Source organism: Bartonella sp. AA16NXGY, from assembly GCF_042197325.1.
Taxonomy (GTDB): domain Bacteria; phylum Pseudomonadota; class Alphaproteobacteria; order Rhizobiales; family Rhizobiaceae; genus Bartonella.
The window spans coordinates 311,122-337,642 of the sequence record NZ_JBHIRR010000001.1 but is presented as its reverse complement, the minus strand read 5'-3'; the positions used below and the strand labels follow the sequence as shown (position 1 = coordinate 337,642).

At 36.9% G+C, this 26,521-nt stretch carries 24 protein-coding genes; 4 read left to right on the top strand and 20 right to left on the bottom strand.

Annotated elements, in window-relative coordinates; genetic code table 11:
* Positions 1-171: 171 nt before the first annotated feature.
* From rirA to ACFINK_RS01345, 3 genes are read left to right on the top strand one after another with little or no spacing between them, the layout of a single operon-like run.
* Positions 172-615 (top strand): iron-responsive transcriptional regulator RirA, encoded by a 444-nt coding sequence (gene rirA / locus ACFINK_RS01355; RefSeq protein ID WP_375611276.1) that lies wholly within the window; start codon positions 172-174, stop codon positions 613-615.
* Positions 616-639: 24 nt separating this feature from the next.
* Positions 640-1,830, top strand: a complete 1,191-nt coding sequence (locus ACFINK_RS01350) for a bifunctional 2-C-methyl-D-erythritol 4-phosphate cytidylyltransferase/2-C-methyl-D-erythritol 2,4-cyclodiphosphate synthase (protein ID WP_375613044.1) — start codon at positions 640-642, stop codon at positions 1,828-1,830.
* Positions 1,827-2,315, top strand: a complete 489-nt coding sequence (locus ACFINK_RS01345) for a CinA family protein (protein WP_375628982.1) — start codon at positions 1,827-1,829, stop codon at positions 2,313-2,315. Before ACFINK_RS01350 ends, ACFINK_RS01345 begins: the two co-directional genes overlap by 4 nt.
* 599 nt (positions 2,316-2,914) lie before the next feature.
* Here the strand turns inward: ACFINK_RS01345 and ACFINK_RS01340 are convergent.
* From ACFINK_RS01340 to tpiA, 15 genes are all read right to left on the bottom strand, one after another.
* The gene (locus tag ACFINK_RS01340) at positions 2,915-3,376 is read right to left on the bottom strand and encodes a type II toxin-antitoxin system RatA family toxin (protein WP_273791149.1); all 462 of its coding nucleotides are present in this window, start codon (positions 3,374-3,376) and stop codon (positions 2,915-2,917) included.
* Positions 3,377-3,378: 2 nt separating this feature from the next.
* The gene (lipA, locus tag ACFINK_RS01335; RefSeq protein WP_375612897.1) at positions 3,379-4,341 is read right to left on the bottom strand and encodes a lipoyl synthase; all 963 of its coding nucleotides are present in this window, start codon (positions 4,339-4,341) and stop codon (positions 3,379-3,381) included.
* A gap of 67 nt (positions 4,342-4,408) precedes the next feature.
* Entirely contained in the window at positions 4,409-5,869 is a 1,461-nt protein-coding gene (gene lpdA / locus ACFINK_RS01330; protein ID WP_375638118.1) for a dihydrolipoyl dehydrogenase, read from the bottom strand.
* A 220-nt stretch (positions 5,870-6,089) separates the two neighbouring features.
* Positions 6,090-7,433, bottom strand: a complete 1,344-nt coding sequence (locus ACFINK_RS01325) for a pyruvate dehydrogenase complex dihydrolipoamide acetyltransferase (RefSeq protein WP_375638117.1) — start codon at positions 7,431-7,433, stop codon at positions 6,090-6,092.
* 14 nt (positions 7,434-7,447) lie between these two features.
* The gene (locus ACFINK_RS01320; protein WP_375638116.1) at positions 7,448-8,815 is read right to left on the bottom strand and encodes a pyruvate dehydrogenase complex E1 component subunit beta; all 1,368 of its coding nucleotides are present in this window, start codon (positions 8,813-8,815) and stop codon (positions 7,448-7,450) included.
* 16 nt (positions 8,816-8,831) lie between these two features.
* Positions 8,832-9,872, bottom strand: a complete 1,041-nt coding sequence (gene pdhA, locus ACFINK_RS01315; RefSeq protein ID WP_375611269.1) for a pyruvate dehydrogenase (acetyl-transferring) E1 component subunit alpha — start codon at positions 9,870-9,872, stop codon at positions 8,832-8,834.
* 135 nt (positions 9,873-10,007) lie between these two features.
* A complete protein-coding gene (locus ACFINK_RS01310; RefSeq protein WP_012754998.1) occupies positions 10,008-10,319 on the bottom strand; it encodes an FtsB family cell division protein in 312 nt (103 codons plus the stop codon).
* A 179-nt stretch (positions 10,320-10,498) separates the two neighbouring features.
* Positions 10,499-10,930: a TM2 domain-containing protein gene (locus tag ACFINK_RS01305; protein ID WP_375622161.1), complete on the bottom strand. Its 432-nt coding sequence runs from the start codon at positions 10,928-10,930 to the stop codon at positions 10,499-10,501.
* 369 nt (positions 10,931-11,299) lie between these two features.
* Complete coding sequence (locus tag ACFINK_RS01300; RefSeq protein ID WP_375620764.1) at positions 11,300-11,710, bottom strand: TM2 domain-containing protein; 411 nt, start codon at positions 11,708-11,710, stop codon at positions 11,300-11,302.
* 368 nt (positions 11,711-12,078) lie between these two features.
* Positions 12,079-12,486: a TM2 domain-containing protein gene (locus ACFINK_RS01295; protein ID WP_375638115.1), complete on the bottom strand. Its 408-nt coding sequence runs from the start codon at positions 12,484-12,486 to the stop codon at positions 12,079-12,081.
* 111 nt (positions 12,487-12,597) lie between these two features.
* A complete protein-coding gene (eno, locus tag ACFINK_RS01290) occupies positions 12,598-13,869 on the bottom strand; it encodes a phosphopyruvate hydratase (RefSeq protein ID WP_375638114.1) in 1,272 nt (423 codons plus the stop codon).
* A gap of 71 nt (positions 13,870-13,940) precedes the next feature.
* Positions 13,941-14,777, bottom strand: a complete 837-nt coding sequence (kdsA, locus tag ACFINK_RS01285; RefSeq protein ID WP_273791141.1) for a 3-deoxy-8-phosphooctulonate synthase — start codon at positions 14,775-14,777, stop codon at positions 13,941-13,943.
* A 36-nt stretch (positions 14,778-14,813) separates the two neighbouring features.
* Positions 14,814-16,442 carry a CTP synthase gene (gene pyrG / locus ACFINK_RS01280; RefSeq protein ID WP_375638113.1) on the bottom strand — a complete coding sequence of 543 codons (1,629 nt, stop codon included), beginning with the start codon at positions 16,440-16,442 and terminating at the stop codon, positions 14,814-14,816.
* A gap of 131 nt (positions 16,443-16,573) precedes the next feature.
* The gene (secG, locus tag ACFINK_RS01275; RefSeq protein ID WP_375638112.1) at positions 16,574-17,026 is read right to left on the bottom strand and encodes a preprotein translocase subunit SecG; all 453 of its coding nucleotides are present in this window, start codon (positions 17,024-17,026) and stop codon (positions 16,574-16,576) included.
* An 82-nt stretch (positions 17,027-17,108) separates the two neighbouring features.
* A complete protein-coding gene (tpiA, locus tag ACFINK_RS01270) occupies positions 17,109-17,873 on the bottom strand; it encodes a triose-phosphate isomerase (RefSeq protein WP_375620758.1) in 765 nt (254 codons plus the stop codon).
* 154 nt (positions 17,874-18,027) lie between these two features.
* Here tpiA and ACFINK_RS01265 point away from each other — a divergent pair, with 154 nt between their 5' ends.
* Positions 18,028-19,917, top strand: a complete 1,890-nt coding sequence (locus tag ACFINK_RS01265) for a peptidyl-prolyl cis-trans isomerase (RefSeq protein WP_375638111.1) — start codon at positions 18,028-18,030, stop codon at positions 19,915-19,917.
* Positions 19,918-20,746: 829 nt separating this feature from the next.
* Here the strand turns inward: ACFINK_RS01265 and ACFINK_RS01260 are convergent.
* From ACFINK_RS01260 to ACFINK_RS01240, 5 genes are all read right to left on the bottom strand, one after another.
* Positions 20,747-21,607: a phytoene/squalene synthase family protein gene (locus ACFINK_RS01260; protein WP_375638110.1), complete on the bottom strand. Its 861-nt coding sequence runs from the start codon at positions 21,605-21,607 to the stop codon at positions 20,747-20,749.
* An 876-nt stretch (positions 21,608-22,483) separates the two neighbouring features.
* Positions 22,484-22,870 (bottom strand): Mth938-like domain-containing protein, encoded by a 387-nt coding sequence (locus ACFINK_RS01255; protein ID WP_375622169.1) that lies wholly within the window; start codon positions 22,868-22,870, stop codon positions 22,484-22,486.
* A 466-nt stretch (positions 22,871-23,336) separates the two neighbouring features.
* Positions 23,337-23,789, bottom strand: coding sequence for a preprotein translocase subunit YajC (gene yajC / locus ACFINK_RS01250; protein WP_375638109.1), 453 nt, complete (start codon positions 23,787-23,789; stop codon positions 23,337-23,339).
* Positions 23,790-24,474: 685 nt separating this feature from the next.
* Positions 24,475-25,653: a peptidoglycan DD-metalloendopeptidase family protein gene (locus ACFINK_RS01245; protein WP_375638108.1), complete on the bottom strand. Its 1,179-nt coding sequence runs from the start codon at positions 25,651-25,653 to the stop codon at positions 24,475-24,477.
* A gap of 155 nt (positions 25,654-25,808) precedes the next feature.
* On the bottom strand, positions 25,809-26,468 hold the full coding sequence (locus ACFINK_RS01240; protein ID WP_375622329.1) for a protein-L-isoaspartate(D-aspartate) O-methyltransferase: 660 nt from the start codon (positions 26,466-26,468) through the stop codon (positions 25,809-25,811).
* Positions 26,469-26,521: the final 53 nt, after the last annotated feature.

Sequence of the window (26,521 nt, the reverse complement as noted above, 5' to 3'; positions counted from 1 at the left end):
AGCTTACATACCCTTATCCCATTATTCTCATATAACCTTTTGTAGCAAAAATTGACAATACTAATACTACATTTAAAATAGGCAAATATAGTCAACGAGAAAAAACTTCTACATTTTGCAAAATATCTTTAAAATAGACTGTGTTCGACGATACTTTACGAAGGAAATGAGATGCGATTAACAAAACAAACAAATTATGCTCTTCGAATGCTTATGTATTGTGCAGATAATCAGGGAACTCTCAGTCGTGTTCCAGAAATTGCTAAAGCATATGCCGTTTCAGAGCTTTTTTTATTTAAAATCCTTCAGCTGCTTGTTCAAGCAGGTTTTATACAAACAGTGCGTGGACGCAATGGTGGAGTTAGATTGGCTAAACCCGCAGCAGAAATTTCAGTCGCGGATGTTGTGAAAGTAACAGAAGACAACTTTTCCCTCGCAGAATGTTTCGATACTGCAGAACCAACTTGCCCCTTGTTTGATTTTTGTGGTTTAAATACCGCACTTCAAAAAGCATTAAATGCTTTTTTTGAGGTGTTATCCGTGATATCCCTTGCTGATCTACAACAACCATCCTTTCAAAATCATTTTAAAATTAATGACAAAAAAGCAAACTAAGATTATAATACAAGGAGATTAAGTATTTCTATTGCAGCAATAATATTAGCCGCTGGACGGGGTGAAAGAGCAGGATCTCCCCATAAAATTCCAAAACAATATCGGCTTCTAGGACAAAAGCCAATTATTTATCATACCGTGCATTGTTTTTTGCAGCATCCAGCTATCACAACAATTATTCTTGTTATTCATCCAGAAGATCGTCAAATCTGTGAACAAGCTATTGACGATTTTAAAGAGCGCCTTATTATCGTTGAAGGAGGCAATACACGTCAAATCTCTACCTTATATGGACTTCAGGCACTCAAAAAATTTGCCCCCCAATATGTGCATATTCATGATGGTGCACGCCCTTTTATCGAAAACAAGCTTCTTAATAACATTCACAACACTATCACGCCTCAAGAAGGTGTTCTTCCTGTTCTGCCCATCTCTGATACCCTTAAACGTATAAATAATCAGCATGTTTTAGAAACAATTCCCCGTACCCATCTTTATAGTGCACAAACTCCACAGTGTTTTCCCTTTGAACATATCTTAGCGGCCCATAAACAAGCAAAACAAGCTTGCAAACAAGAATTCACTGACGATTCTGCAATTGCCGAATGGTTTGGAATTCCTATGCGTACCGTTCCTGGAGATCCTAACAACATAAAAATTACATGGCATGAAGATTTTAATACTGCACATTTATATCTCCAAAAGAAAATGCAAATATTTCCTGATATTCGTACCGGCAATGGTTATGATGTTCACTCTTTTGAGGATGGTGATTTTCTTATATTATGTGGTATAAAAATCCCTTTTCATAAAAAATTAAATGGACACTCCGATGCGGATGTTGCTCTTCATGCATTAACAGATGCCCTTCTTGCAACTCAAGGTGCTGGAGATATCGGTACACATTTTCCTCCCTCTGATCCTCAATGGAAAAATGTATCATCAGAAATTTTTCTCCGTCATGCTCTTGATATTATAAAACAAGCAGGTGGTCGTATCGCCAATGTTGATATCACAATTATCGCTGAAAATCCTAAAATTAGTCCATATCGTCATGCCATGACAGAAAATCTTATAACAATACTTGCAATAACACCTGATCGTATCTCTATCAAAGCAACAACAAATGAAAGGCTTGGATTTATTGGTCGTGGTGAGGGAATTGCTGCTCTTGCAACAGTGAGCGTCCTTTATTCAGGAGAAATTCCCCAATGACATATCTTTGTGAAAAACAAGCACATGAAGTTCTTAATACCTTTCGCCAAAAAGGTTTGCTGTTAACAACTGTAGAGTCTTGTACAGGGGGACTCATTGCTGCATGCCTCACAAATATAGCAGGATCGTCAGATGTTCTCGATTGTGGATTTGTTGTTTATTCAAATGAATCTAAAACACGCCTTGTTGGCGTTTGTGCTGAACTTATAAAAACCTATGGTGCCGTTTCAAAAGAAGTTGCTCTTGCAATGGCTGAGGGTGGATTAAAACATTCACAAGCTGACATTGCAGTTTCTGTAACAGGAATTGCTGGTCCAGGAGGTGCAAGTCTTGATAAACCTGTAGGACTTGTGCATTGCGCAGTAGCTTATAAAAACCACTCCCCCCTGCACAAAGAAATGCACTTTGCTCATCTTAATCGCAATGCTATCCGCCACGCAACTGTTGAAAATGCTTTTAAAATGATTCTGGAATTGCTTCACTGAATTCCCCATACTAATTTCAAAATTCTTTATTCCCCATCGAGTCTATAATCGTCAACATCTTGAAAAAATTTTATTGTATCACAACTTGAAAATGAACGATCTGACTAGCCTAAAATTATCTCACTTTAGTCCTGTGTAGGTTGAATTAATCAAATTTATTCACTTACACGCCACAAGAGAAAAAACTGTATAAATAAAATGATTAATGAAAGGGAAACTTGTACCTCTCTCTCAAGTGCTAAGAGCTGGTACAACATCTTGAGAGATGGCAAATAAATGATACAGGAGAACTTCTTCATAAGTGTACAGATGTAGATTTTATATACTTTTACGAGAATCTATACTATTTATTATGAGCACTATTATGAAATGGGTATGACGCAAGCATGTTCTATTTGGGCGTTTTGTTTAACGAGTGTGCATCCATTAAAAAAGAGAGAAACAAAAGCATGAAACTGTGCATCATCTTCATCATTTAAAATGATATTCCCTCAATATGCTTTTGAAAGCTGAATTAAAAACAAATAGTAAAGATGGAAACCGGTTTTCACCTTCACGCTGTTTAAGCAATAGGTATTGTTAAAAAATAACAGAATAGACTATGTTACCGTAGAGCCATAAATCTGATGCGCACGCTTCTCAAAAGCCTCGGTAAATTTACGAAACGCAATATCAAACATTGAGCCCATCACTAATCCAAGCGTTTTACTTTTAAATTCATAATCAATAAAAAACTCTACATTACATGCATTGGTATTTTCAATATCATGAAAGGCCCAACGATTTTCAAGATATTTGAATGGACCATCAATATATTTAACTTCTATAAGACTTTTTTCCGGCTGAAGAAATACTTGAGTCGTAAAAGTTTCACGAATAATCTTATAGCCAACGGTCATATCCGCAAGAAGCAATATTTTTTTTCCATATTCTTTTCGAGAACGTATTATTAAAGACTCACACATTGGTAAAAATTCAGGATAACGCTCAATATCTGAAACCAGATCAAACATTTCACTGGCACTATGGGTGATCTGCCGATGTATTGTAAAAATCGGCATAATTATCTCTGTAAGGAAAATTTTTCATCACGCGCTTTTTGCAAAATGGCAAAATCATCTCCAGCATGATGAGATGAACGCGTTAGAGGATTGGAGGCCATATGTAAAAATCCTTTTACTTTACCAATCTTGGCAAAAGACTCAAATTCTTCAGGAGGCACAAAACGAACAACTGGATGATGTTTTCGTGTAGGCTGCAAATATTGTCCAATTGTCATAAAGTCAACATCAGCAGCGCGCAAATCATCCATCAATTGCAAAACTTCATTTCGCTCCTCCCCAAGGCCAACCATAATTCCCGATTTTGTAAAAATTGTTGGATCAAGTTCTTTAACACGTTGTAATAAACGAATTGAATGAAAATAACGTGCCCCTGGACGGACCTTCAAATATTTAGAAGGAACTGTTTCTAAGTTATGATTAAAAACATCAGGCTTAGCAGCAACAACAACTTCTAAAGCGCCATCCTTATGACGAAAATCAGGTGTAAGAACTTCAATTGTTGTTTTAGGAGTTTTTTGACGAATCGCATAAATAACTTTTGCAAAATGCTCAGCACCACCATCAGCAAGATCATCACGATCAACAGATGTAATGACAACATGTTTTAATTCCATCCGTGCAACAGCATCAGCGACACGTTCTGGCTCATTATCATCAACGGCAAGTGGAATACCTGTTGCAACGTTACAAAAAGCACAAGCACGCGTACATATTTCACCTAAAATCATAAAGCTAGCATGCCTCTGGCTCCAACATTCGCCAATATTAGGACAACCAGCTTCTTCACATACAGTCACTAACTTATGCGTACGTACAATACTATGTGTTTCCTTATAAATTGGTGATGTTGGCGCTTTTACACGAATCCAATCTGGCTTTTTTTGAACGCTTGTATCAGGACGATGTGCCTTTTCAGGATGACGCAATCGTCTATTTGCAACTCTATCAACAACCGTAACCATTTAAGCCTTTGCCTTATAAATACGAAGTAACAATCAAAAATATAAAATTTTTCATACAATCCAGTCATCAAGCGTTTAAAACTTGACCATAAGCATCTAATACACTTTCTTTCATCATTTCCGATAAAGTCGGATGTGGAAAGACAGTATGCATTAATTCTTCTTCTGTTGTTTCAAGATTCATAGCAATAACAAAACCCTGTATCAATTCTGTTACCTCAGCCCCTACCATATGGGCCCCGAGAAGCTGTCCTGTTTTTTTATCAAAAATCGTTTTTACTAACCCCTGATCTTCACCCAAAGCAATCGCCTTACCATTCGCAGCAAAAGAATAACGACCAATACGTATATCATAACCTGCTTCTTTTGCTGCCGCTTCTGAAAGCCCTACAGAGGCAACCTGTGGTGTACAATATGTACACCCTGGAATTTTTCTTTTATCAAGTGGATGAGCGCTTTTCAAACCTGCAAGATGCTCAATACATATCACACCTTCTTCTTCTGCTTTATGGGCCAACATAGGTGGGCCTGCTACATCACCAATAGCATAAATACCTTCCACCCCCGTCCAACTCCATTCATCAGTTACAATGCAGCCGCGATCGGTTTTTATTCTCAAAGATTCTAAACCAAGATTCTCAATATTACCTTGCACCCCTACAGCGGAAATTAACCGGTCAACAGTTATTGTCTCTATTTTACCTTGAACATCAATATGTACAGTCACAGAATCGGAAGACTTTTCAACCTTTGTTACTTTTGCTTGACGAAGAATGCGTAAACCTCTTTTCTCTAACTGTTTACGAGCAAACGTTGAAATTTCAATATCTTCAGCAGGCATGATATGGGGCATCATTTCAACAACAGTTACTGTCGCCCCCATATCATGATAAAAAGAAGCAAATTCAATGCCAATAGCCCCAGACCCTATAACCAAAAGCGATTTTGGCATTGCTGGCGGTATCATAGCTTCAAAATAAGTCCAAATGAGTTTTCCATCTGGCTCAATACCAGGAAGGACACGAGGATGTGCGCCCGTTGCAATAATGATATGCTTTGCTTGATAAGTTCCCTCCCCTAACGTCCCTTTAGGGACTGGATTTTGCGGTTGCATAATCGGTTTGGAGGATGAAAAAACCATAATTTCCGCAGGAAGGCTTCCCTTTGCTTCTTTAGTAAGCTTTGCTTCACCCCAGATAATATCAATTTTGTTTTTTTTCATTAAAAAACCAACACCAGCATTTAAACGTGCTGAAACACCGCGTGAACGTGCCACAACATCTTTGATGTTTGCCTCAATTGAACCATTAATTTTTAATCCATAATTTGTCGCATGTTCAGCAAAATGTTTCATTTCCGCTGAACGTAGAAGGGCCTTTGTTGGAATACATCCCCAATTTAAACAGATCCCTCCCAAATGTTCACGTTCAACAATCGCAGTCTTAAAGCCACATTGTGCTGCACGAATTGCGGTTACATATCCGCCTGGACCTGATCCAATCACAATTACATCATAAAGATTTACCACAGTAATTCCTCCATGGATATATATAAAATGGATATGCATTTTTTGAACTTAAGTCTGTAAAAAAACATGAGAGAATTATCTTATGTCTTTGCTTTAAGCTTCACGTAAATGCTTTATCCAAACCAGAAATAGCAATAACATTGCTCTTTAAACTCTTTAAATTTGTTTCTATTCTCTTAACACGCTTTCTCACAATTTATGTGAAGAACTGTTAAACAGTTCAAACCAACATTGCTAATGGATTTTCAATCATCTTCTTAAAAGTCCGCGCGAGCTCTGCTGCTAAAGCACCATCGACAGCACGATGATCCGCAGAAAGCGTAACTGACATAACTGTCGCAACAACTAATGCACCATTTTTAACAACGGCGCGTTGCTCCCCTGCTCCAATCGCAAAAATCGTCGCATGCGGTGGATTAAGAATAGCAGAAAAACTTTTTATACCATACATCCCCATATTTGATACAGCTGTTGTTCCACCCTGATATTCTTCCATTTTTAACTTGCCCTCGCGCGCACGCTTTGCAAAATCCTTCATCTCTTTGGAAATAAGTGATAACGGCTTTTCCTCTGCATGGCGAATAATCGGTGTAATTAATCCATTGGGAATAGAAACAGCAACCCCAACATCACAATGTTTATGATGAATCATCCCACCTTCAAGCCAAGAGACATTCGCATCAGGAACCGCTTTCAAAGAAAGTGCGACAGCTTTGATCACCATGTCATTAACAGAAAGCTTATAAGTAGGCTGAGTTTCTTCCTGCCTTTTAACCATTGGTGCAGCAGCATTCAGTTGTGTACGCAGTGCTAATAGCGCATCAAGTTCACAATCTACCGTTACATAGAAATGTGGGACTCTCTGTTTTGATTCCACCAAACGTGTCGCGATTGTTTTACGCATATTATTATGGGGAGCGAAGCTATATTCATCCTCTTTGAAGAGTTTCAATATCTGTTTGTCCGAAGCACCTGTAGCTATTAGCTCCCCTATCGATGATGAATAAGACACTTTAGACATATCGCTGCTCACAGCTTTTTCTACATCGCGCTTAATAATGCGCCCATGCGGACCACTTCCAGAAATAAGGGATAAATCAAGACCTGCCTGAGATGCTAATCGCCGCGCTAAGGGAGAGGCAAAAAGACGAGCTTCCTTTTTATCTTGCTGTATTAATTGCCCAGTTGATGATTCATGAGACATTTTTATTCCCTTTGAGTCCGTCTGTTTCAGAGAATCTGTCTGTTTGATGCCCTCTGATTCTTGTCTTGTAGAAGAAGAGATTTCTTCTGTAACTTTTGCAGCTTCAGCTAAATCTTCACCTTCTTCTGCTAAAACAACAATTAAAGCATTTACTTTAACGCCTTGTGTTCCAGCAGGAACAACAATTTTAGCAACCCTACCTTCATCAACGGCTTCGACTTCCATTGTCGCTTTATCCGTCTCAATTTCAGCAATAACATCACCAGAGGAAACCTTATCTCCCTCCTTAATATTCCATTTTGTTAAATTTCCCTCTTCCATCGTAGGGGAAAGCGCTGGCATTGTAATTTTAATGGGCATTATGCTTTCCTCCGTTATGCTCTGTATGTCACAGCCTGAACTGCCTCAATAATTTCAGCAGTATTAGGCAAAGCCAACTTCTCAAGATTAGCGGCATAAGGCATCGGAACATCTTTGCCAGAAATCGTAGCAATTGGCGCATCAAGATAGTCAAAAGCCTGCTGCATAACACGCGTTGCTATTTCAGTTCCCACGGATGACTGAGGAAATCCCTCTTCAATTGTTACCAAACGACCTGTTTTTTTAACTGACGAAAGAATTGTTGGAAGATCCATAGGGCGAATGGTTCGTAAATCAATCAATTCAACATCAATACCAAGTTTTTCAATTTCTGGTAACGCTTGAACAGCATAATGCATCCCAATTCCACATGCAACAATCGTCACATCTTGTCCAGACTTATGAATACGCGCCTTACCAATAGGCAAAAGAAAGTCATCCAGTTGAGGAACATCAAATTGATGCCCATACAAAATCTCATTTTCAAGGAAAATAACAGGATTATCATCACGAATAGCAGCTTTCAGCAAACCTTTTGCATCTGCAGCACTATAAGGCATGACAACTTTCAGACCTGGTACATGACTATACCATGCAGCATAGCATTGAGAATGTTGAGCACCAACACGGGCAGCCGCACCATTGGGACCTCGGAAAACCATAGGAGCGGTCATTTGTCCACCAGACATATAACGTGTTTTGGCTGCTGAGTTAATAATTTGGTCCATCGCCTGCATCGCAAAATTAAAGGTCATAAACTCGACAATAGGACGTAACCCACCAAAAGCAGCCCCAACAGCCAGCCCAGCAAAGCCGTGCTCTGTAATTGGGGTATCAATAACTCGGCGTTCCCCGAACTCTTCCAACAAACCCTGACTAACCTTATAGGCACCTTGATATTGCGCGACTTCTTCCCCCATAAGAAAAACTGTTTCATCACGCCGCATTTCTTCAGCCAAAGCCTGATTAAGCGCTTCACGAACTGTCATTGTAACCATTTGTGTTCCCGCTGGAATATCAAAATTAAGAGATGTATCAAAAGTAGGAGCAGCCTGCGGAACTGACAAAGGTAGAGAAAGAGCAGATTCCTTAGGTTTTTGTGCTGTATCAGTAGGTTGCGAAATATCCTCAGCACGCTCACCTTCTTCTAACAAAATTGCAATAACAGTGTTAACCCTTACGCCTTCTGAACCTTCAGGCACAAAAATTTTACCAAGAGTACCTTCATCAACGGCCTCTACTTCCATTGTAGCCTTATCCGTTTCAATTTCAGCAATAACATCGCCAGAGCTAACCTTATCACCTTCTTTCTTGAGCCATTTAGACAGTTTACCTTCTTCCATAGTTGGTGAAAGCGCCGGCATCAAAATATCAATAGACATACTTGCTTCCCTCGCATCAAACTAAAATATCAGTATAGAGCTCAGAAGCATCTGGCTCTTGATCACTTTGTGCAAAATCTACCGCATCAGCAACAATTGCACGGACCTCTTTCTCAACAGATTTTAAATCGTCTTCGCTCGCCCAATTTTTTTTAAGAATCCGACTTTTTACTTGATCAATCGGATCGTGCTCCTCTTTTATTTTTTGGACTTCTTCCTTGGAACGATATTTTGCTGGATCAGACATGGAATGACCACGATAGCGATAGGTCTGCATATCAAGAATGATCGGTCCTTTACCTGAGCGTGCCCAAGAAATTGCTTCATCAGCAGCTCCTTTTACTGATCGAACATCCATACCGTCAACAACAATACCTGGAATTTCAAAAGAAAGACCGCGTCGGGAAAAATCAGTTTCTGCAGATGCACGTGAAACTGATGTTCCCATAGCATACTGATTGTTTTCAATAATATAAACAACGGGAAGCTTCCAAAGTGAAGCCATATTAAAACTCTCGTAAACCTGCCCCTGATTTGCAGCACCATCACCAAAATAAACCAATGTCACATTATCTTTACCAAGATATTGATTCGAAAATGCCAAACCTGAACCAATGGGAACCTGCGCACCAACAATACCATGTCCTCCATAAAAGTTCTTTTCTTTAGAGAACATATGCATCGAGCCACCTTTCCCTTTGGAAAAGCCACCTTGGCGCCCCGTTAATTCTGCCATGACACCACGCGGACTCATCCCAACCGCTAACATATGTCCATGATCACGGTAAGACGTAATAACCTGATCACCTTCTTTTGCCGCTTTCAATGTTCCTATAACAACGGCTTCCTGACCAATATAAAGGTGACAAAATCCCCCAATAAGCCCCATACCATAAAGTTGTCCTGCTTTTTCTTCAAAACGGCGAATTAAAAGCATTTCACGATAAGCATCAATTTCTTCTTCTTTTGTAAAATCTGCTATTGGTGCTTTCTTTGTGGTGCTTGATAATGCAGTGCGCGCCGCCGACGCAGAATTTTTTTTAAGTCGTTCTGCCATATTAAACTCCCTTTTATGATTATTTAGGAATAACCTTTACGAACAAAAGTTACAAGCCTTATCAATCGGCTTAAACAATATCATTGCTGATTGTTGTTTAAATTAAGCGATTTTTCATTTACCTTTGGTATCATTTCAAGGTATTAAGATCGTCAATTCATTTGGCTTAGAAAAGTTCAAATTCTTTCGGACATACTCATCCAACATATCTTTTTCTATATGCCCATTGCGTAAAAGAGAAATACGCTTTTCCATGAATATCCGCTCAGCTTCTATTTTATGAAGCTCCTTTTCTAATTCGCTAATATGCTGATTAACTTCACTGCGTGAATACAATCCATACTCACCATGATAAATGTGATAACTGAAATAGCTTAAGACTCCCACCGTCATAAGAGGTAGTACAAAGCGTACTTTGATTGATCGACGTTTCTGCTTTGTCCACATAAAATAGCACAGTCTTTACAGCACAAATTTCTTAATAATCAGCCCAACTATGCACGATTTTGATTAATACCTCATTACCAAATCTACACTAAATAATCTTATTATGTTCAATTCCCCCCTTAAGACAATCAAAGTAAGTTGAATGCCCCACTTTTTCTATTACAAATATTGGATATCCTCTAATTTGTAGATTTTTTCCCCAAATTTCCTGTTAAAATAAGGATAAAATCAATCAATACCCAAGGTATAATTATAAAAATAATCCCTATAAGCCCTATCCCCATAAATAGTAGACCTATTGTACTTAGTATAGTTATAAGAAGCATTACAATGCCTGTTATAATTTTACCAACCATAAAACGATGAATCCCCAATGCACCAAAACACATGCAAACGATCGCTAACAACATTTTTGATTGTTGTGGCTGCCCTGCTGACAAGATAGGAAAAACAGACTTAATGGTATCCCCTTCACAGACAAAATCAACCATATCACCAACCTTTGGTGGCTTTTTTCCTGACCAATTCCTACTCAAGAACTGATAACGCTTACCATCACCACCTGAAACGAAATAATTTCCTTGATCCTGACTAATAATTTTACCTTTCATCTTCACCACCTATAAAATTGTTATGCATAAAGAAGCTTTTCTTCTAATATGATAATATGTTGGATAAACCTCACGGCATGAATACGATCTGTACTCACCGTGATATACGACATTTTAAAAAGCTTAAAATCCCCCAACAACTTAAAATTCCCGCATTTATAAGTGGCAATACAAAGCACGCTGTTCGATTTGTACTTTTGCTTTTTATATGAAATAGTACATTCTTTTTCAATATTTTTATTTAAATATTCATAATTTTATTTAATATTTAACATTAAAGACATAGAATAAAATAACTTACATTATTAAATTAATATATTGATAAATATAAATAAAATTATTTGTTTATATTAAAATTTTGTCGAGTTGCTATAACTTGGTAATTTTATTGCCATCTGCATCTCTAAAATATCCAGATAAAATAACTATAAAATCAATAAATGACCACAGTATATTGATAAGAATTCCTATACCTGTTACATTTATGAGAAGCATTACGATACCCGTTCCAATTTTACCAGCCATAAAGCGGTGAATACCCAACCATCCCAAAAAAAAACAAATAACTGCCAGACCTAATCTTGATTGCTCTGATTCTTTTTGACTTAAGAGAGGGAGAACAGATTTAACAACATTATCTTCATATACAAAATCAACAATATCCCCTATACTCGGCGGTTTTTTTCCTAACCAATTCCAATCCTCAAATTGATAACGCTTATCATCACCTCCCGAAACGAGATAAACTCCTTGATCTTGACCAATAATTTTACCCTTCATCCTTGCCCACCTATAAAGCTGCTCCTTATGTGTTATTCATAAAGAAACTATTTCTTTTTATAATATGCTGATTAACCTCACGGCGTAAATAAAATTTGTAGCAGCCGTGATAAACATGAAATTAAAATAGTTTTGCCCCCCAATGATCTAACGCTTTCTGCTGCTATAAGCAGCAATACAAAACAACCTTAGTTGATTTACCCACATAAAATAGCACAGTCTTTTTCAATACTTTTATTCAACTGTGCATATTTCTCTTAATATCTCACATTAAAGAAATAGAGTACAATAATCTTGCATTATTGCAACTTAATATATTGATCGAAATAAAAAGTAAACTTTATTATTTTCTTTTTATTGTAAATTTTTCACAAATCTGTAATCTGATTCCCATCTTTATCCGTAAATTTTCCAGCAATAATGAGTATAAAATCAACAATCGCCCAAATACCGGTAATCATCAATCCAAACAATGATAAAGATAAAACGAGCATTAAAGTACCCGTCCGAACTCTCCCAACCATAAAGCGATGAACACCAAAGATACCTGCAACCCAACAAAGCAGTGCGAACATTATCTTTGTGTTCTCTGTACCTGGTCTCAACAATGGGAAAACAGAACTGACAACACCTCCTTCACAGACAAAATCAACAGCATTACCAATCCTTGGTGGATTCTTTCCCAACCAATCCCAAGTCGCAAACTGATAACGTTTACCATCATCACCCGAAACGAGATAATTTCCTTGATCTTGACTAATAATTATACCTCTCATCTTAATCCCTATAAATTTAAACACTTAAAAATTATTGCGTATATGCCTTTGATAAGAAATATCAATTTCATAATCTAAATGATCTTATACTTTCATATTTTGTGCTCACAACTATACACGATATAAATCACCAGCATAATGCGCTTGGGCTCCTAGCATTTCTTCAATACGAATAAGTTGATTGTATTTTGCTAATCTATCCGAACGTGCAAGAGAACCTGTTTTAATTTGTCCACAATTCGTTGCAACAGCAAGATCTGCAATGAAAGAATCCTCTGTCTCGCCTGAACGATGAGATATAATGGCACGATAACCTGCTTTATGTGCTACTTCTACAGCATCAAGTGTTTCACTCAATGTACCAATTTGATTAACTTTTATGAGAATAGAATTGCCTACCCCCATTTTGATACCATCACGCAAACGTGCTGAATTCGTTACAAACAAATCATCGCCAACAAGCTGACATTTTTCTCCAATTGTGTCAGTGAGTAGCTTCCAACCTTCCCAATCATCCTCTGCCATTCCATCTTCAATTGTAATAATAGGATAATTTTTCACAAGCTGCGCTAAATAATCTACCTGCTCTTGGATGTCTCGGCATTTCCCCTCACCTTTATAAAAATACGAACCATTTTTATAAAATTCGGTTGAAGCACAGTCTAAACCAATGGCAATTTGTTCACCTGGTTTATAACCACATATCATGATAGATTCCATAATAAAATCAATTGCTTGATCAGCACTTTTAAATTGAGGTGCAAAACCACCTTCATCACCAACATTGGTATTATAACCTGCATCTTTTAAACGCTTTTTCAATGCATGGAAAATCTCAGCGCCATAACGGATAGCTTCTCTTACAGTAGGAGCTCCTATAGGGATAATCATAAACTCTTGAAAATCAATCAAATTATCAGCATGAACGCCACCATTAATAATATTCATCATGGGGGTTGGAAGAATATGCGCTTGTGTACCACCAATATAACGATACAAAGGTAAATTTAATGAATCCGCAGCTGCTTTTGCAACAGCTAATGAAACACCAAGAAGTGCATTGGCACCAAGACGGGTTTTGTTTGGCGTTCCATCCAAAGCAATCATTGCTTGATCAATAGCAATTTGATTTGTTGCATCCCGCCCACCAAGTTCTTCAAGAATTTCGCCATTAACTGCAGCAACCGCTTTTTCAACACCTTTCCCTTGATAGCGCAAACCACCATCACGAAGCTCTATAGCCTCATGTGCTCCTGTTGAAGCTCCCGAAGGAACCAGAGCGCGACCAAAAGCTCCATTCTCCAAATGAACATCAACTTCTACCGTTGGATTACCACGGCTATCAAGAACTTCACGCCCAATGATATCGACAATTATAGTCATATGTGTTTCCTTATCCAATAAAAGTCTCGATTCATTTATAATGCCCTATTAATGAAATATTTTTTCTCTTCTCAACTCAACTTTTTTGACAGATAATCAAATTCCATTAAAGTCTCAAGCAATCTTTGTAAATCATCAACTTTAACCATATTGGGTCCATCAGAAGGTGCATTATCTGGATCTTGATGTGTTTCTAAAAAAATACCAGCTACCCCAACAGAAACAGCTGCACGCGCTAAAATTTCAACAAATTGACGCTGTCCACCAGATGAAGCCCCCTGCCCCCCAGGTTCTTGAACAGAATGCGTTGCATCAAAAATAACAGGAGCTCCAAATGAACGTAAAATAGGCAACGAACGCATATCAGAAATAAGTCGGTTGTAACCAAATGACGTGCCTCGCTCACAAAGCATAACATTCGGATTACCACTGTAAACAACCTTTTTTAAAACATTCTCCATATCCCACGGCGCTAAAAACTGACCTTTTTTAATGTTAATAACACATTCTGTTTTGGCGGCTGCTACCAAAAGATCTGTTTGACGACATAAAAAAGCCGGTATTTGTAAAATATCAACTGTAGAAGAAACAATTGTACATTGCTCTTCTGTATGCACATCAGTTAATATGGGACAATTAAACTCTTTTTTTAAATCAGAAAAAATGGACATTGCTTTTTCAAGACCAATACCACGTGCCGCCCCCAAAGAGGTTCTGTTGGCTTTATCGTAACTTGATTTATAAACAAACCCGATACCAAGCTGATCGGTAATTGTTTTAATACGACCAGCCATTTCAAAAGCATGATCACGACTTTCCATCTGACACGGCCCTGCAATTAATGAAAGAGGCATTTCATTTGAAAAAATCATATTTCCAACTTTCACACGGGCATTTGGTTTAGTCATTTTATCCCTCAAAAGCAAAGTAACCCAATTTATGCATTAAACTAATCGACTTTGTTCTACAGCAGCTTCAATAAAAGAAGAAAAAAGCGGATGTGGATCAAAAGGACGGGATTTTAATTCTGGATGATATTGAACACCAATAAACCATGGATGATCTACATATTCTATCGTTTCTGGTAAAATACCATCAGGAGACATCCCAGAAAAAATCAAACCACACTGTTCTAACTTATCCTTATAATCAATATTGACCTCATAACGATGACGATGTCGCTCGACAATCTTGGTCACCCCATAAATTTGAGCAATATGACTCTCTTCTTTTAATTCAGCAGCAAAAGCACCAAGGCGCATTGAACCGCCGAGATCACCATTTCTTGTACGTTTTTCAAGAACGTCTCCTTTAAGCCATTCTGTCATTAAACCTACAATTGGATTGTCTGTTTCGCAAAACTCACTTGATGAAGCATTCTCAATCTGTGCAATATTGCGCGCAGCTTCTATACAAGCTAATTGCATCCCAAAACAAATCCCTAAAAATGGAACTTTACGCTCTCGCGCAAATTGAATTGCTCGAATCTTCCCTTCTGCCCCTCGTGCCCCAAAAGCACCTGGAACCAAAATTCCATGGGCTTTTTGTAAAGCTGAAACAGAATCTTCTTTTTCAAAAAGCTCCGAATCAATCCACTCAATACTAACCTTCACTCTATTCGCTAAACCACCATGCGCAATCGCTTCAATAAGAGATTTATAAGCATCCTTTAAGCCCGTATATTTTCCCACAACAGCAATCGTAACTTCTCCTTCAGGATGGTGAATACGATGCGTAATATCTTCCCAACGATCCATTTTGGGGGAAGGTGCCGAATCGATTCCAAAAGCGCAAAGAACTTCAGAGTCCAAACCCTCCTTATGGTATGCCATAGGAACATCATAAATTGTTGGCATATCTAATGCCTGAATGACTGCATTGGAGCGAACATTGCAAAAAAGTGATAATTTGCACCGTTCTGTTTCTGGAATAGATCGATCTGCACGTACAAGCAAAATATCAGGAGAAATACCAACTGCTTGCAATTCTTTGACAGAATGTTGTGTTGGTTTCGTTTTTAATTCACCTGCTGAAGGAATATAAGGCATTAATGTGAGATGGACATAAACGACATTTTGTCTCGGTAGCTCATTGCGAAGCTGACGAATCGCTTCTAGAAAAGGCATTGCTTCAATATCACCAACCGTTCCACCTATCTCACACAAAACAAAATCAAATTCTTCATTTCCCATCGTAATGAATCTCTTAATTTCATCTGTAACATGAGGGATAACTTGGACTGTTGCCCCCAAATAATCACCACGCCGCTCTCGTTCAATGATATTGCGATAAATACGCCCTGTTGTAATATTATCTTGGCTATTTGCAGAACGCCCAGTAAAACGCTCATAATGACCAAGATCAAGATCCGTTTCTGCACCATCATCGGTCACAAATACTTCACCATGTTGATAAGGTGACATCGTACCTGGATCAACATTTAAATAAGGATCAAGTTTGCGAAGACGTACGCGATAGCCACGAGCCTGTAATAACGCTGCTAACGCCGCCGCTGCGATGCCTTTTCCAAGGGAAGAAACCACACCACCAGTAATAAAAACATAACGTGCCATGGGCTTATGGTGATAAGCAATTTATAATGATTTTTCCAGCAAAAAATGCAAAAAGAAACAATTTTCCTTCTAAAATAAAAAAGGCGAAAAAAAAATCACCTTTTTTAAAAAGTCTATGTTTTCTTAAAAAACTATTTTGTACTGTTATCGGGAACTGTATTTTCAAGAACCTGAGGAACTGGACTTTCTACTTCAGGATTTGTGGACTGTTTCTGTTCCTGCGAAGAATTCGAAGTGCCTCCTAGCTGTTCAAGAATAGAAGGGGAAGACTCACCATCTGATGATGGGACTGATCCTGAGTCTTTATTGGTAGAATTCTGCTCTGAATTAACCGGTATACGCTTTAAAATATCAGAACTAGAATTTGATATATTACTCACCACGGTAAGTCCAATAGATACAACAAAAAAACAACAGGCTAAAATAGCAGTCAAACGTGTTAAAGGGTTTCGAGATCCACGAGTTTTCATCAACCCTGAGCTATTACTCACACCTAACCCACCACCTTCTGAAGGTTGAATTAATATAATACCAACCAAAGTAATCACAATCAAAAAATGAATAACTATAAGTACTGTTTGCATAAACCCTGCTCTTTAAATAACTCTTTAATAGCTATTTACACATAAATAACGCACAATCCAAGGGGAAACTCAAATTTCTCTGCTATAGTTTACGACAAACATCGCAAATAGTTAAAAAATCAATCGCTTTTAAGCTTGCTCCACCTATCAAAGCACCATTAACATGAGCAATGCTTAAAAGCTCAAATGCATTGGATGGTTTTACGGATCCACCATAAAGCAAACGTATCTTATTGCCTTCATCACCAAAACGAGAGCGCACCCTATCACGAATGAAATGATGTACTTTTGCAATATCTTCTGGAGTCGCTGTATTGCCGGTGCCTATCGCCCAAACTGGTTCATAAGCGATAATGGTATTCTCTGCTGTTGCATCATCTGGGAGAGATTCTTCAAGCTGCTGCGTGAGAATATCCAGTACTTTATTATTATTACGCTCCTCCAATGTTTCACCAATACATACAAGAGCCACAAGACCTGCTCGCCACGCAGCTTGCACTTTGGCACAGACAATCGCATCATTTTCCTGGTACACTGTACGACGTTCTGAATGCCCAATAATAACATGACTTGCTCCCGCTTCTTTAAGCATAAAAGCTGAAATATCTCCAGTATAAGGACCATGATCATCAAAGTGACAATTTTGTCCTCCCAAAAGGAGATTTTCACCATTCAGCGTATTAGAAGCACGCGATAAAAGCGTTGCTGGAACACAAATAAGCGCCTCAAAAAGATGACCTAGATCAGAGCTAACGCCTGTAGCAATAGCACGCAACTCTCCAAGCGATTCACTCGTTCCATTCATTTTCCAATTTCCAGCAAGAAAAGGCCGAATATTTGGAGACATATTTTCACCTCAAGAGCTTTTACAATACATTGTTTATCTGTAGTTACCAAATTATAAAATGAAAGCAAGTCTTTAAAGCTTGCATCTTTCATCCCTTTATTGCAAATTCCATTACAGCTTTGATAATAACTCACATTAAAAATGGACTTGAACAATGCTTGACATCATAAGAAATGCTACAAATTCTTGGATTTTTAGAATTTTCCTTGCTATTTTACTCTTATGCTTCATTCTTTTATGGGGGGTACCGCAGTTACACAAAAAAAGTGAAAGAGATCTTATTACTTCTGGAAAGTCCACAGTAACTGTCGATGATTATCGTCTTGCACTCGCCGATCAAAGCGCACGTTTAGCATATGCTGCTCATCTTGGACGAATGTTTACAGCAAATGAAATGCAGCAATACCAAATTCCTGCTTTTGTATTTAATCAATTACAACAAAATGTACTGCTTGATGAACAAGCACGTAAAATGAAAATAAGTCTTTCAAAAGATACAATAGCTCATGCGATTGGTTCTGATAAGATGTTCCAGGTAAATGGCACTTTTGATAAAAACTTGTTTTATAACTATCTTCAGCATTTACACATTAGTGAAAGTGCTTTTCTTAATTATTACACCAAACAAGAAAAGCGTAATCAGCTTATTGCTGCTTTACTTTCTGATATGAAGGCACCAAATCTCTTTTATAAAGCACTTGCTCTTTATCAAGGAGAAATGCGTATTGCTGATTATCTCATTATTGATCTAAAAGAAAAGAAAACAATTGCTGATCCTGATTACGAAACATTACAAAAATGGTTTGAAACACATCAAAGTCAATTTCGTGCTCCAGAATACCGTACTGTCTCTTTGCTATCTATGGAACTTAATGATTTTGTAAAACCTAAAGATATCTCAACAGATGAGGCGAAAGCCTATTATACACAAAATGCTTCACGTTTTGTAACGCCTGAAAAGCGTACATTCGAAGAACTGCGATTCCCCTCACGCGAAGAAGCCGATAATGCAGCAAAAAAAATAGCTGATGGATTGAGTTTTGATGAACTGGTAAAAGCTGAAAAAAAGACTCTTAATGACATAAAAAAAGGTCCTCTCGCAGAAAATGAACTTCCTAATCATCTGACATCTGAAATTTTTGAACTTCAACAAGGCCAAGTCAGTCCTGTGATAAATGACTTACAGGGACCTGTTCTCATTCGCGTTACGCATATTGAACCTTCAAGCTCTCTTCCTTTTGAAAGTGTAGAAGAAAATATTCGCCAAATACTTGCCAAAAATCGTGCTACTGATGATATCCGTAACAATTATGTAGCCATTGAAAATGCTCGTTTTGAGGGTGCTTCTCTCAAAGAGTTAGCTGACCAATACAAGTTATCTTTGCGCACAATTACTATTGATAAAACGGGAAAAACGCTTGAAGGTGCAATACTCACGGATTTACCTCAAAAAGATATTTTACTGAATGCCATCTATCAATCAAACGAAGGAGTCGATCTTGATCCTCTCTCTTTTCAAAATGGTGGATATCTCTGGTACAAGGTCGATAAAATTATTCCTGCCCGTGATAAGACACTTGAAGAGGCTAAGCTAGATGTTCTTGCTCAATGGAAAAATGAGGAAATCCAACGTCTTCTTGATGAAAAAGCCCAAAATGCTCTCAAACAGCTCACGGAAGGAAAAAGTCTTGTTGCTCTTGCTCATACCCTTGGTGTTACAAAACAAACAACACCAACCCTCCGGCGTCAAGACTCATCTGAAATCCTTGGCGTTGAAGGCATTAAAGCATTATTTTCCGGTCCCAAAGGTCATTATGGCATCATAAAAGGTCCGGTTGCAACAAACCGTATCATTTATCAAATAAAGACTGTAACCATGCCTAAAGATATCACGTCTCATACTCTTTCAACTGAGGCCCGCGCCAATATAGATATGATGATAAGAGAAGATCTCAAGTTAGAAATGCTACAAGTTGCCAATAAAGAACATCCTTTGGAAATTAATAGCACAAATTATAATCAGATCTTTAACGCTCTCCAATAAAAAGATTTTATATAATTTAAAGAACTTATTTGATAAATTTTCCATCAGCTCTTCGTCTATAGTTGAAGAGGTAAGATAGATCTCTTGTTTGCATATCTTAGGATCAGCGTTTGTATAATGATTCATTCTCTCGCAAATCAGTGCATGTATGGATTTGCGAGAAAATAGTCAATGGAATGTAGAGTTGTTTTTGCAACGCATTAAAAAACATTATCCATCCAAGGTTGTAAAGGTTGTCGCCTATTAAGCTATAAATGTCATCCCTATCGTCATTCATTCATAGCTCAGCATATTTCTACTCTTAATATTCATTCATAGGAAGCGTATTGCTTCTTCCTTAAATGATTTCATTTACACACCCAACTTATAATAGATAAAAAAACTATTTTTAAAATTCATTATAAAAATGGAGAAATCTTTTTCTATTCAAGACTCTCATTCAATATGAGAAAAAACAAATTATCATTATAAATCAATATATTCATAAATCATAACAGTCATCAATTATGATGTTATAATTTCTCAAAAATAAGAGTTTTTTATAGACTTATAGACTGCTAAGATAACTTCTCTCATAAAATAGAAATTTTATTTCATGTTTTTCTTTCTCTGCATCTCACCCATCCAATATACTGAATAAAACATACTACTGATGAAGAAATATACCGTATTTTCAAGATCACAAAATTTCTTATTCTTTTGCGTTCATAACAACCAAAACATCAACATTTTTTATAACAAAAAAATGGTTTGGAATCACAATAGCTCCTTTATCTTCCTATGAAAAAATCAGTCTACATGTTACGCATTCTAACGTAGTAATATTCTTTTACAATATCTTTGGAAAATTGCCGCTTATTGCTGCCCTTGTTATCAACCAATAGCGATACATCAATGGCAAAGTTGCACTCTCTTGAAAAATTGCTGCCCCCAGCTGTATAGCTTTTTGAAGAGAAGCCGGTACAATGACCAATGGAAGAAAAGCTGGCTTAAGAACTCTCGGTAAAATACAAGAATACTCGTAAAATTGGGTATAATGATCGCGCGATAATGCTACCATAGCTTCAACAATACGACCCTTTTGTTGATCACTGAGACGATGGGATTCCAAATCTTCCCTATTCACTCCTACAGCCTTTAATATATCAGTAGGTAAATAATATTGATATCGTGATTGCATGAATGATAAAAGACGTAATACACCGCTTAATCCTTGAGAAATCCCTCCATGTTCATAGATATCTGTAAACTCTAGTGCAGTTTCAGGATCTAATATCTGACAAGAAAGCTGTAAAATTATGCCTGCTGTCTCACCACAATAATGCTCTAGATCATGAAGTGTTTCTATTGGATTGTGATAAAGATCTAAAATTTGCGCATCACAATAACGTAAAAAAGCTGTCTTAGGTAAATTAAAAAGAGTGATTGCTTTTAATAAATCATTCAAAATCGGATTGTTTCCACTCGTTTGCATTTCACCATGAGCAATAGCATCATACCACCAACGTAACCGTATTTCTCCTATGAATGGATCATGTACACTTTCGCGAATACGAGAAACTTCAGCATTAAATACATAAAGAGCAGCCAATGCTTGGCGCTTTTTTTTAGGCGCAAATAAAACCGATATATAGCGATCACGATCTATGGTACGTAAAATATCAAGACAATAAGGAAGAGAGCCTATCATTCTATGAACCTATTAACGTCCCTTTTTTAGCAATTAAATTAATATCCTCTTTTTATTCATATTAAAAAATGAAGGATAAGCAAATACAGTTCAGAAAATAAGATTTTTAAATGTGTCTCTTAACTGTATTGTGAATTAAAGTTTCTTTTCTAGTCACTTTTCGTTTTAGAAAGAAAAAATTAAATAAATAATTTTTCTGATAAAACTTATCTTATAGGACTTCAAGTTTTCATTTGCAGTAAAAAAGCTAAAAAACAATCGTAACATGCATAGTAAAACTTGAACAACAAACAACGAAAAACACTTTTTCAGTGGATAGATGACAATGTTATTTTATAAAAAATACACTGATCACAAAAACTTCATCAAATCATTGACCTCCTCCCCATCCTAAAAGACAAAGGTTCTTACCAACACCAATTTGTAAAAAATCCAATTGCTCTCGGTGATTTTCTGTTACTATCAATACATTGATTTATAATCATAATCTGTTATTTTGTATGTTAAATTAGAATTCCAAATATCGTAGATATGCTTTCATTTTAAACCAACTCCATGTTACATCAATAAAAACTATTCCCTTGCACGTCCCAAGCGTAACTGGCTTGTAGGTAACAACTGTATGAGAAAGAACTAAAAATGCCTCTTATGAACTGTCTCAAGTGCCAAGAGTTGATCACTCATGTGATTCATTAGGAACGACGAGCAAGCTTTGTTCTGAATACTTGCTGCTGTATTTAAAAAACTTAATGTGTTATGTTATGTATATTCTACACCCTTATATCACCGCCTTAAACGACAGTATTTTACAGAGCAGAAAATAATTACACAAGTCTTTCATGCTAGACCAGAGCCTTTGTTTTATGAAACAATACTCTATTCTACCGCAAATAATAACGCCGCAACAGCGCGATCTTCAGCCAATAAAACATTAAATGTACGCACCGCCGCTCCCGTACTCATTGTATCTGATGAAATACGTTTTTCCCATAAAAGCACCCGTAACTCTTCAGGTAATCGTAATAATTCAATTCCAGTACCTATTAATAAAACCTCGATTTCAGAAGCTTCTTCTAAAATACGAGATATATCCCCTTGAGTAGGAATAGGCCCTGCCATGTCAATGCCATAAATACCTGATGGGACACAAATAATAGAACCTCTATGAGACATATCAGCAAAACGAAACCCACCATTTCCATAAGCATCAATAGGTGCGCGACTTGGAAAATGTGCTTCACGAATTTGAATTGCATCGAACATGAATATGCACCTTTTATTTTTGAATAATCCAATTGTCTTTGCTACTTCTCACCATAAAAATTAAAGTAAGGCTGATATAAACATTGATATGTTAAACATAGATAGCCTAGTATTGAAGTGAACGTTTTTATATAATGCCCTAATCTTCTCATACAACAAATATATGAAAATTTGGTCATAAACCGCAGTAAAATGCTATACCTACTTAAATAAATCTATTTTTTGAAAAGTTTCTTCAGCTTATTTACTCACAAATTTCTTTTTATAAAAACAATGATCTTCTTTAAAAAACAGAAAAAAATTGCGTAATATTCTATAAATAAAGCAACTATTTTAATAATCTAAAGAAAACAAAAACTCCATTTTCTGTAGCCACTATAAAAGCCCCTTTTCCAATGAAATTGTCTTGATCTTGCCAAGCTTTTTATAAAAATGCTTAAAAAATGTAATAAACTGCCATTACACCTTAAGATGCATTTTCCTTTGATACAGCTTTTTTCTCTTCAGAGATACTCATATCTTCTTTCGTTGTCGTTTTAGATTTAGACTTTTGTGGTGTTTTTGCTTTAGCATTAAGTTTTGACTTTTTTTCTGCAATCGGCTCACCTTTAACGCGCACATCAGCTAATGTTGAGCGAATAACACGAATATTTATACTCTCACCAATTTCAACCTCTAATTCACCACTCTCGTCGTGAACCTTCGTAACCTTGCCGATAATACCACCACCCGTTATAACTGTATCACCACGACGTACTGCATTAAGCATTTCTTGGCGTTTTTTCATTTGGGCACGCTGTGGACGAATCATAAAAAAATACATAATTGCAAAAATTAAAATGAATGGGACAGCGTTAGCAAATGAAATTCCACCGGAAACATCGCCTGCAACTTGAGCATAAGCGTTCGTAATAAACATTTTTATCTCCTATAGTTAAACCTCAGGTATTTCCCACTCTATTAAAATGAAATTCCGATACAGAAAAAATTCCTAAAGAATTTATCATAAAAAGCAATAACTACATAATCTAATCACAGCTTTACAAAAATACAATAAATCCTTAAGAGGCAGAATACCAAAATACAATGAGAAAAATCTTAAAAAATAGATTCACTTTCCCCTATTGTATATCCTACAACATAAATCTTTTCACTAACTCAATAAATTATACAAGATAATTTTTCTAATGAACAAACTTAATTTATATAGATAATTTATCGTTTTTGATATCAAATGACAGATCTAAATACAATAAAACGCTCTCATTTCAAACCTTCTGAATTAATCAAAACGATTTTCTTGCACGTCACACATATTAAATGAGCCTGTAGATAAAAACTTTTTAAGAAAGGCGTGAAAATATCTTTTTCATGCTTCTCTCAAATGCAAGAGCAATTGGAACACTCAAAGCTGACAAATAGTATGATACTATTGTCTTACACTTTCATAAATACAAAGATGGTAATATCTAACGACCCCAACGAACTACTTTTCTAAAACCAATGATTTTTTGCTGCAATGTTATTAATTTAAGAAAATCAATTGTTTTTCATGAATTTTCTATAAACTGTAAGACTATTCAAATGTCAAAGTTATCAATAAATTAGTTTTCTAAATATTTAAGGGGATCAACAGGTAATGAATTCTTACGCATCTCAAAATAGACACGTGGCGTTTTAACATTTCCTGAAACACCAGATTTAGCAATCTCATCACCGCGCCTTATCCTTTGTCCTTTGTTAACAACAAGCTTACTATTACATCCATAAATAGTGATAATATCATTTTCATGTCGAATCATCACAACATTACCAAGCTCTTTTAGTCCATCTCCCGCATAAATAACCACACCATTTTCTGCCGCCTTTACCGAAGACCCTTCAGGCACTGCAATATCTATTCCTCGATTCATTACTGTTCCCTTTTTTTGACCGAACTGGCTTAATAAACGCCCTCGTACTGGCCAACGCATCTTAGAAATTCCTGTGGCTTGCGGAGTCGTCATATTATCTGTATTCGTAACAGTACTTGACAAACCAGTCTCATGTTTCAATTGCGTCATCTGTTTAGAAAAATTTTTCTCAGAACTTGATTTGTTTATCTTTGCAGAGGGTGGCGTTGTTACAGGAGCTTTATATATAGGAGAGGACTTCTTGTTTTTTATAGAGGACATCACAGATTGGGATGCAGATTCTGTTGTTGACACTGCCCAATCGTTATTATTGTGTGCATTTGAAGCTGCTAATGTACGCCTGCTTGGAACAACAAGGACCTGACCGATATAAATGGAATTGCTGTTTATACCATTTGCTAATTTTAATGCCTCAACACTAACCCCTACTTGTCGTGCAATACTGAGCAGTGTATCTCCACTCTGGACAATATAAGAATTCCGCCGAAAAATAGAAGATTTATCCATTTGTGAACGAGAAAGTGTTCCAAGATTACGTGGAGGGGCGCCCATAACGCGACCATCAGAAGAAGTTATCCTACCTTGATGTGGAAAATTATAGGGGGAATTATCATCTCCCCATGAATCATCGCTTGATTCCACAGGTGGCAATTCAGTGCTTTGTATCATACCACTACCGTATGATAGCATTCGCGGGTCTGTATACATAGTGCTTGATATATTTGATTGAGATGATACCGTACGATGAGAGAACGTATTGGAAAAACGCTGTGTACCAGAACTACAACCAGCAACAATAGTTACCACCGCTAACAAAGTTATTCTCTGAAAATTATGCTGGAAAATATTATCCAAAGCTTTTAGACACATCGTTTTGCTCACTCATCAATAATCAACTCATTCCATTAAAGCTTTTTTAAATTACCGAAGAGTTAAAATGAGATGTTTTATTCATAAATATCTTTATATAAGATCAAAATGAATTTAACGTAGACAATTTGCAGAAACGTCTTAGCTTTTAAAAATTAAAGTATCTCTGCAATGCCTTTAATAAAAGGTTGGTAACGCACTTGGAACAGTTCTAAACACTCAAATCGACTACCAATTTTTGTATAGCGCGTCACCGTTTGTACCCCTTCGTCAGGTCCTATCGCCTGAATGAGAATTCCATTTTCAGCTAAAAGTTCTAAAAATTCCTTTGGTTCATCAAAACGTGATGGCCAAATAAGAATGCGATCAAATGATCCTAAGCCTGTCACATTATGACTTCCATCAATCTGCCGTATAACAATATTTTCAATTCCTAAAGTTTGAAATTTTTGGCGTGCTAAATCAACAAGCGTTTTATAACGATCAATCGTTGTCACACGGTCACTCAGACATGCCATAAGAGCAGTACAAAAACCAGATCCTGTACCAATTTCTAAGACACGATGCCTTTTTTTCAACGATAATGCCGAAAGAATTAAGAGTTGTTCTTCCAAACGTTCCATATATTCACCACACTCAAGGGGAATAACTTTATTATCATAAGCACTATTGAACCAAGGAGCAGCAACAAACTGTTGACGCGGAATTTTCTCTAATGCCGAAAAAAATCGCACGTCATCAATGCCTTTGCTACGCATTTTCAGTACAAGAGCGGCTAACTCCTCACGAAATTGTAAAATACCCTTTTGCCCCATAGTATCATTCAATCTCCAATGGAGGTGCACTTTTATCATACTGACAAACTGCT

Excerpts from the sequence above, each read along its gene's own strand:
- rirA (WP_375611276.1), top strand. The coding sequence starts at position 172 with ATGCGATTAACAAAACAAACAAATTATGCTCTTCGAATGCTTATGTAT.
- ACFINK_RS01345 (WP_375628982.1), top strand. The coding sequence starts at position 1,827 with ATGACATATCTTTGTGAAAAACAAGCACATGAAGTTCTTAATACCTTT.
- ACFINK_RS01340 (WP_273791149.1), bottom strand. The coding sequence starts at position 3,376 with ATGCCGATTTTTACAATACATCGGCAGATCACCCATAGTGCCAGTGAA.
- lipA (WP_375612897.1), bottom strand. The coding sequence starts at position 4,341 with ATGGTTACGGTTGTTGATAGAGTTGCAAATAGACGATTGCGTCATCCT.
- ACFINK_RS01325 (WP_375638117.1), bottom strand. The coding sequence starts at position 7,433 with ATGCCCATTAAAATTACAATGCCAGCGCTTTCCCCTACGATGGAAGAG.
- ACFINK_RS01320 (WP_375638116.1), bottom strand. The coding sequence starts at position 8,815 with ATGTCTATTGATATTTTGATGCCGGCGCTTTCACCAACTATGGAAGAA.
- pdhA (WP_375611269.1), bottom strand. The coding sequence starts at position 9,872 with ATGGCAGAACGACTTAAAAAAAATTCTGCGTCGGCGGCGCGCACTGCA.
- ACFINK_RS01310 (WP_012754998.1), bottom strand. The coding sequence starts at position 10,319 with ATGTGGACAAAGCAGAAACGTCGATCAATCAAAGTACGCTTTGTACTA.
- ACFINK_RS01305 (WP_375622161.1), bottom strand. The coding sequence starts at position 10,930 with ATGAAAGGTAAAATTATTAGTCAGGATCAAGGAAATTATTTCGTTTCA.
- ACFINK_RS01300 (WP_375620764.1), bottom strand. The coding sequence starts at position 11,710 with ATGAAGGGTAAAATTATTGGTCAAGATCAAGGAGTTTATCTCGTTTCG.
- ACFINK_RS01295 (WP_375638115.1), bottom strand. The coding sequence starts at position 12,486 with ATGAGAGGTATAATTATTAGTCAAGATCAAGGAAATTATCTCGTTTCG.
- eno (WP_375638114.1), bottom strand. The coding sequence starts at position 13,869 with ATGACTATAATTGTCGATATCATTGGGCGTGAAGTTCTTGATAGCCGT.
- kdsA (WP_273791141.1), bottom strand. The coding sequence starts at position 14,777 with ATGACTAAACCAAATGCCCGTGTGAAAGTTGGAAATATGATTTTTTCA.
- pyrG (WP_375638113.1), bottom strand. The coding sequence starts at position 16,442 with ATGGCACGTTATGTTTTTATTACTGGTGGTGTGGTTTCTTCCCTTGGA.
- secG (WP_375638112.1), bottom strand. The coding sequence starts at position 17,026 with ATGCAAACAGTACTTATAGTTATTCATTTTTTGATTGTGATTACTTTG.
- tpiA (WP_375620758.1), bottom strand. The coding sequence starts at position 17,873 with ATGTCTCCAAATATTCGGCCTTTTCTTGCTGGAAATTGGAAAATGAAT.
- ACFINK_RS01265 (WP_375638111.1), top strand. The coding sequence starts at position 18,028 with ATGCTTGACATCATAAGAAATGCTACAAATTCTTGGATTTTTAGAATT.
- ACFINK_RS01260 (WP_375638110.1), bottom strand. The coding sequence starts at position 21,607 with ATGATAGGCTCTCTTCCTTATTGTCTTGATATTTTACGTACCATAGAT.
- ACFINK_RS01255 (WP_375622169.1), bottom strand. The coding sequence starts at position 22,870 with ATGTTCGATGCAATTCAAATTCGTGAAGCACATTTTCCAAGTCGCGCA.
- yajC (WP_375638109.1), bottom strand. The coding sequence starts at position 23,789 with ATGTTTATTACGAACGCTTATGCTCAAGTTGCAGGCGATGTTTCCGGT.
- ACFINK_RS01245 (WP_375638108.1), bottom strand. The coding sequence starts at position 25,653 with ATGTGTCTAAAAGCTTTGGATAATATTTTCCAGCATAATTTTCAGAGA.
- ACFINK_RS01240 (WP_375622329.1), bottom strand. The coding sequence starts at position 26,468 with ATGGGGCAAAAGGGTATTTTACAATTTCGTGAGGAGTTAGCCGCTCTT.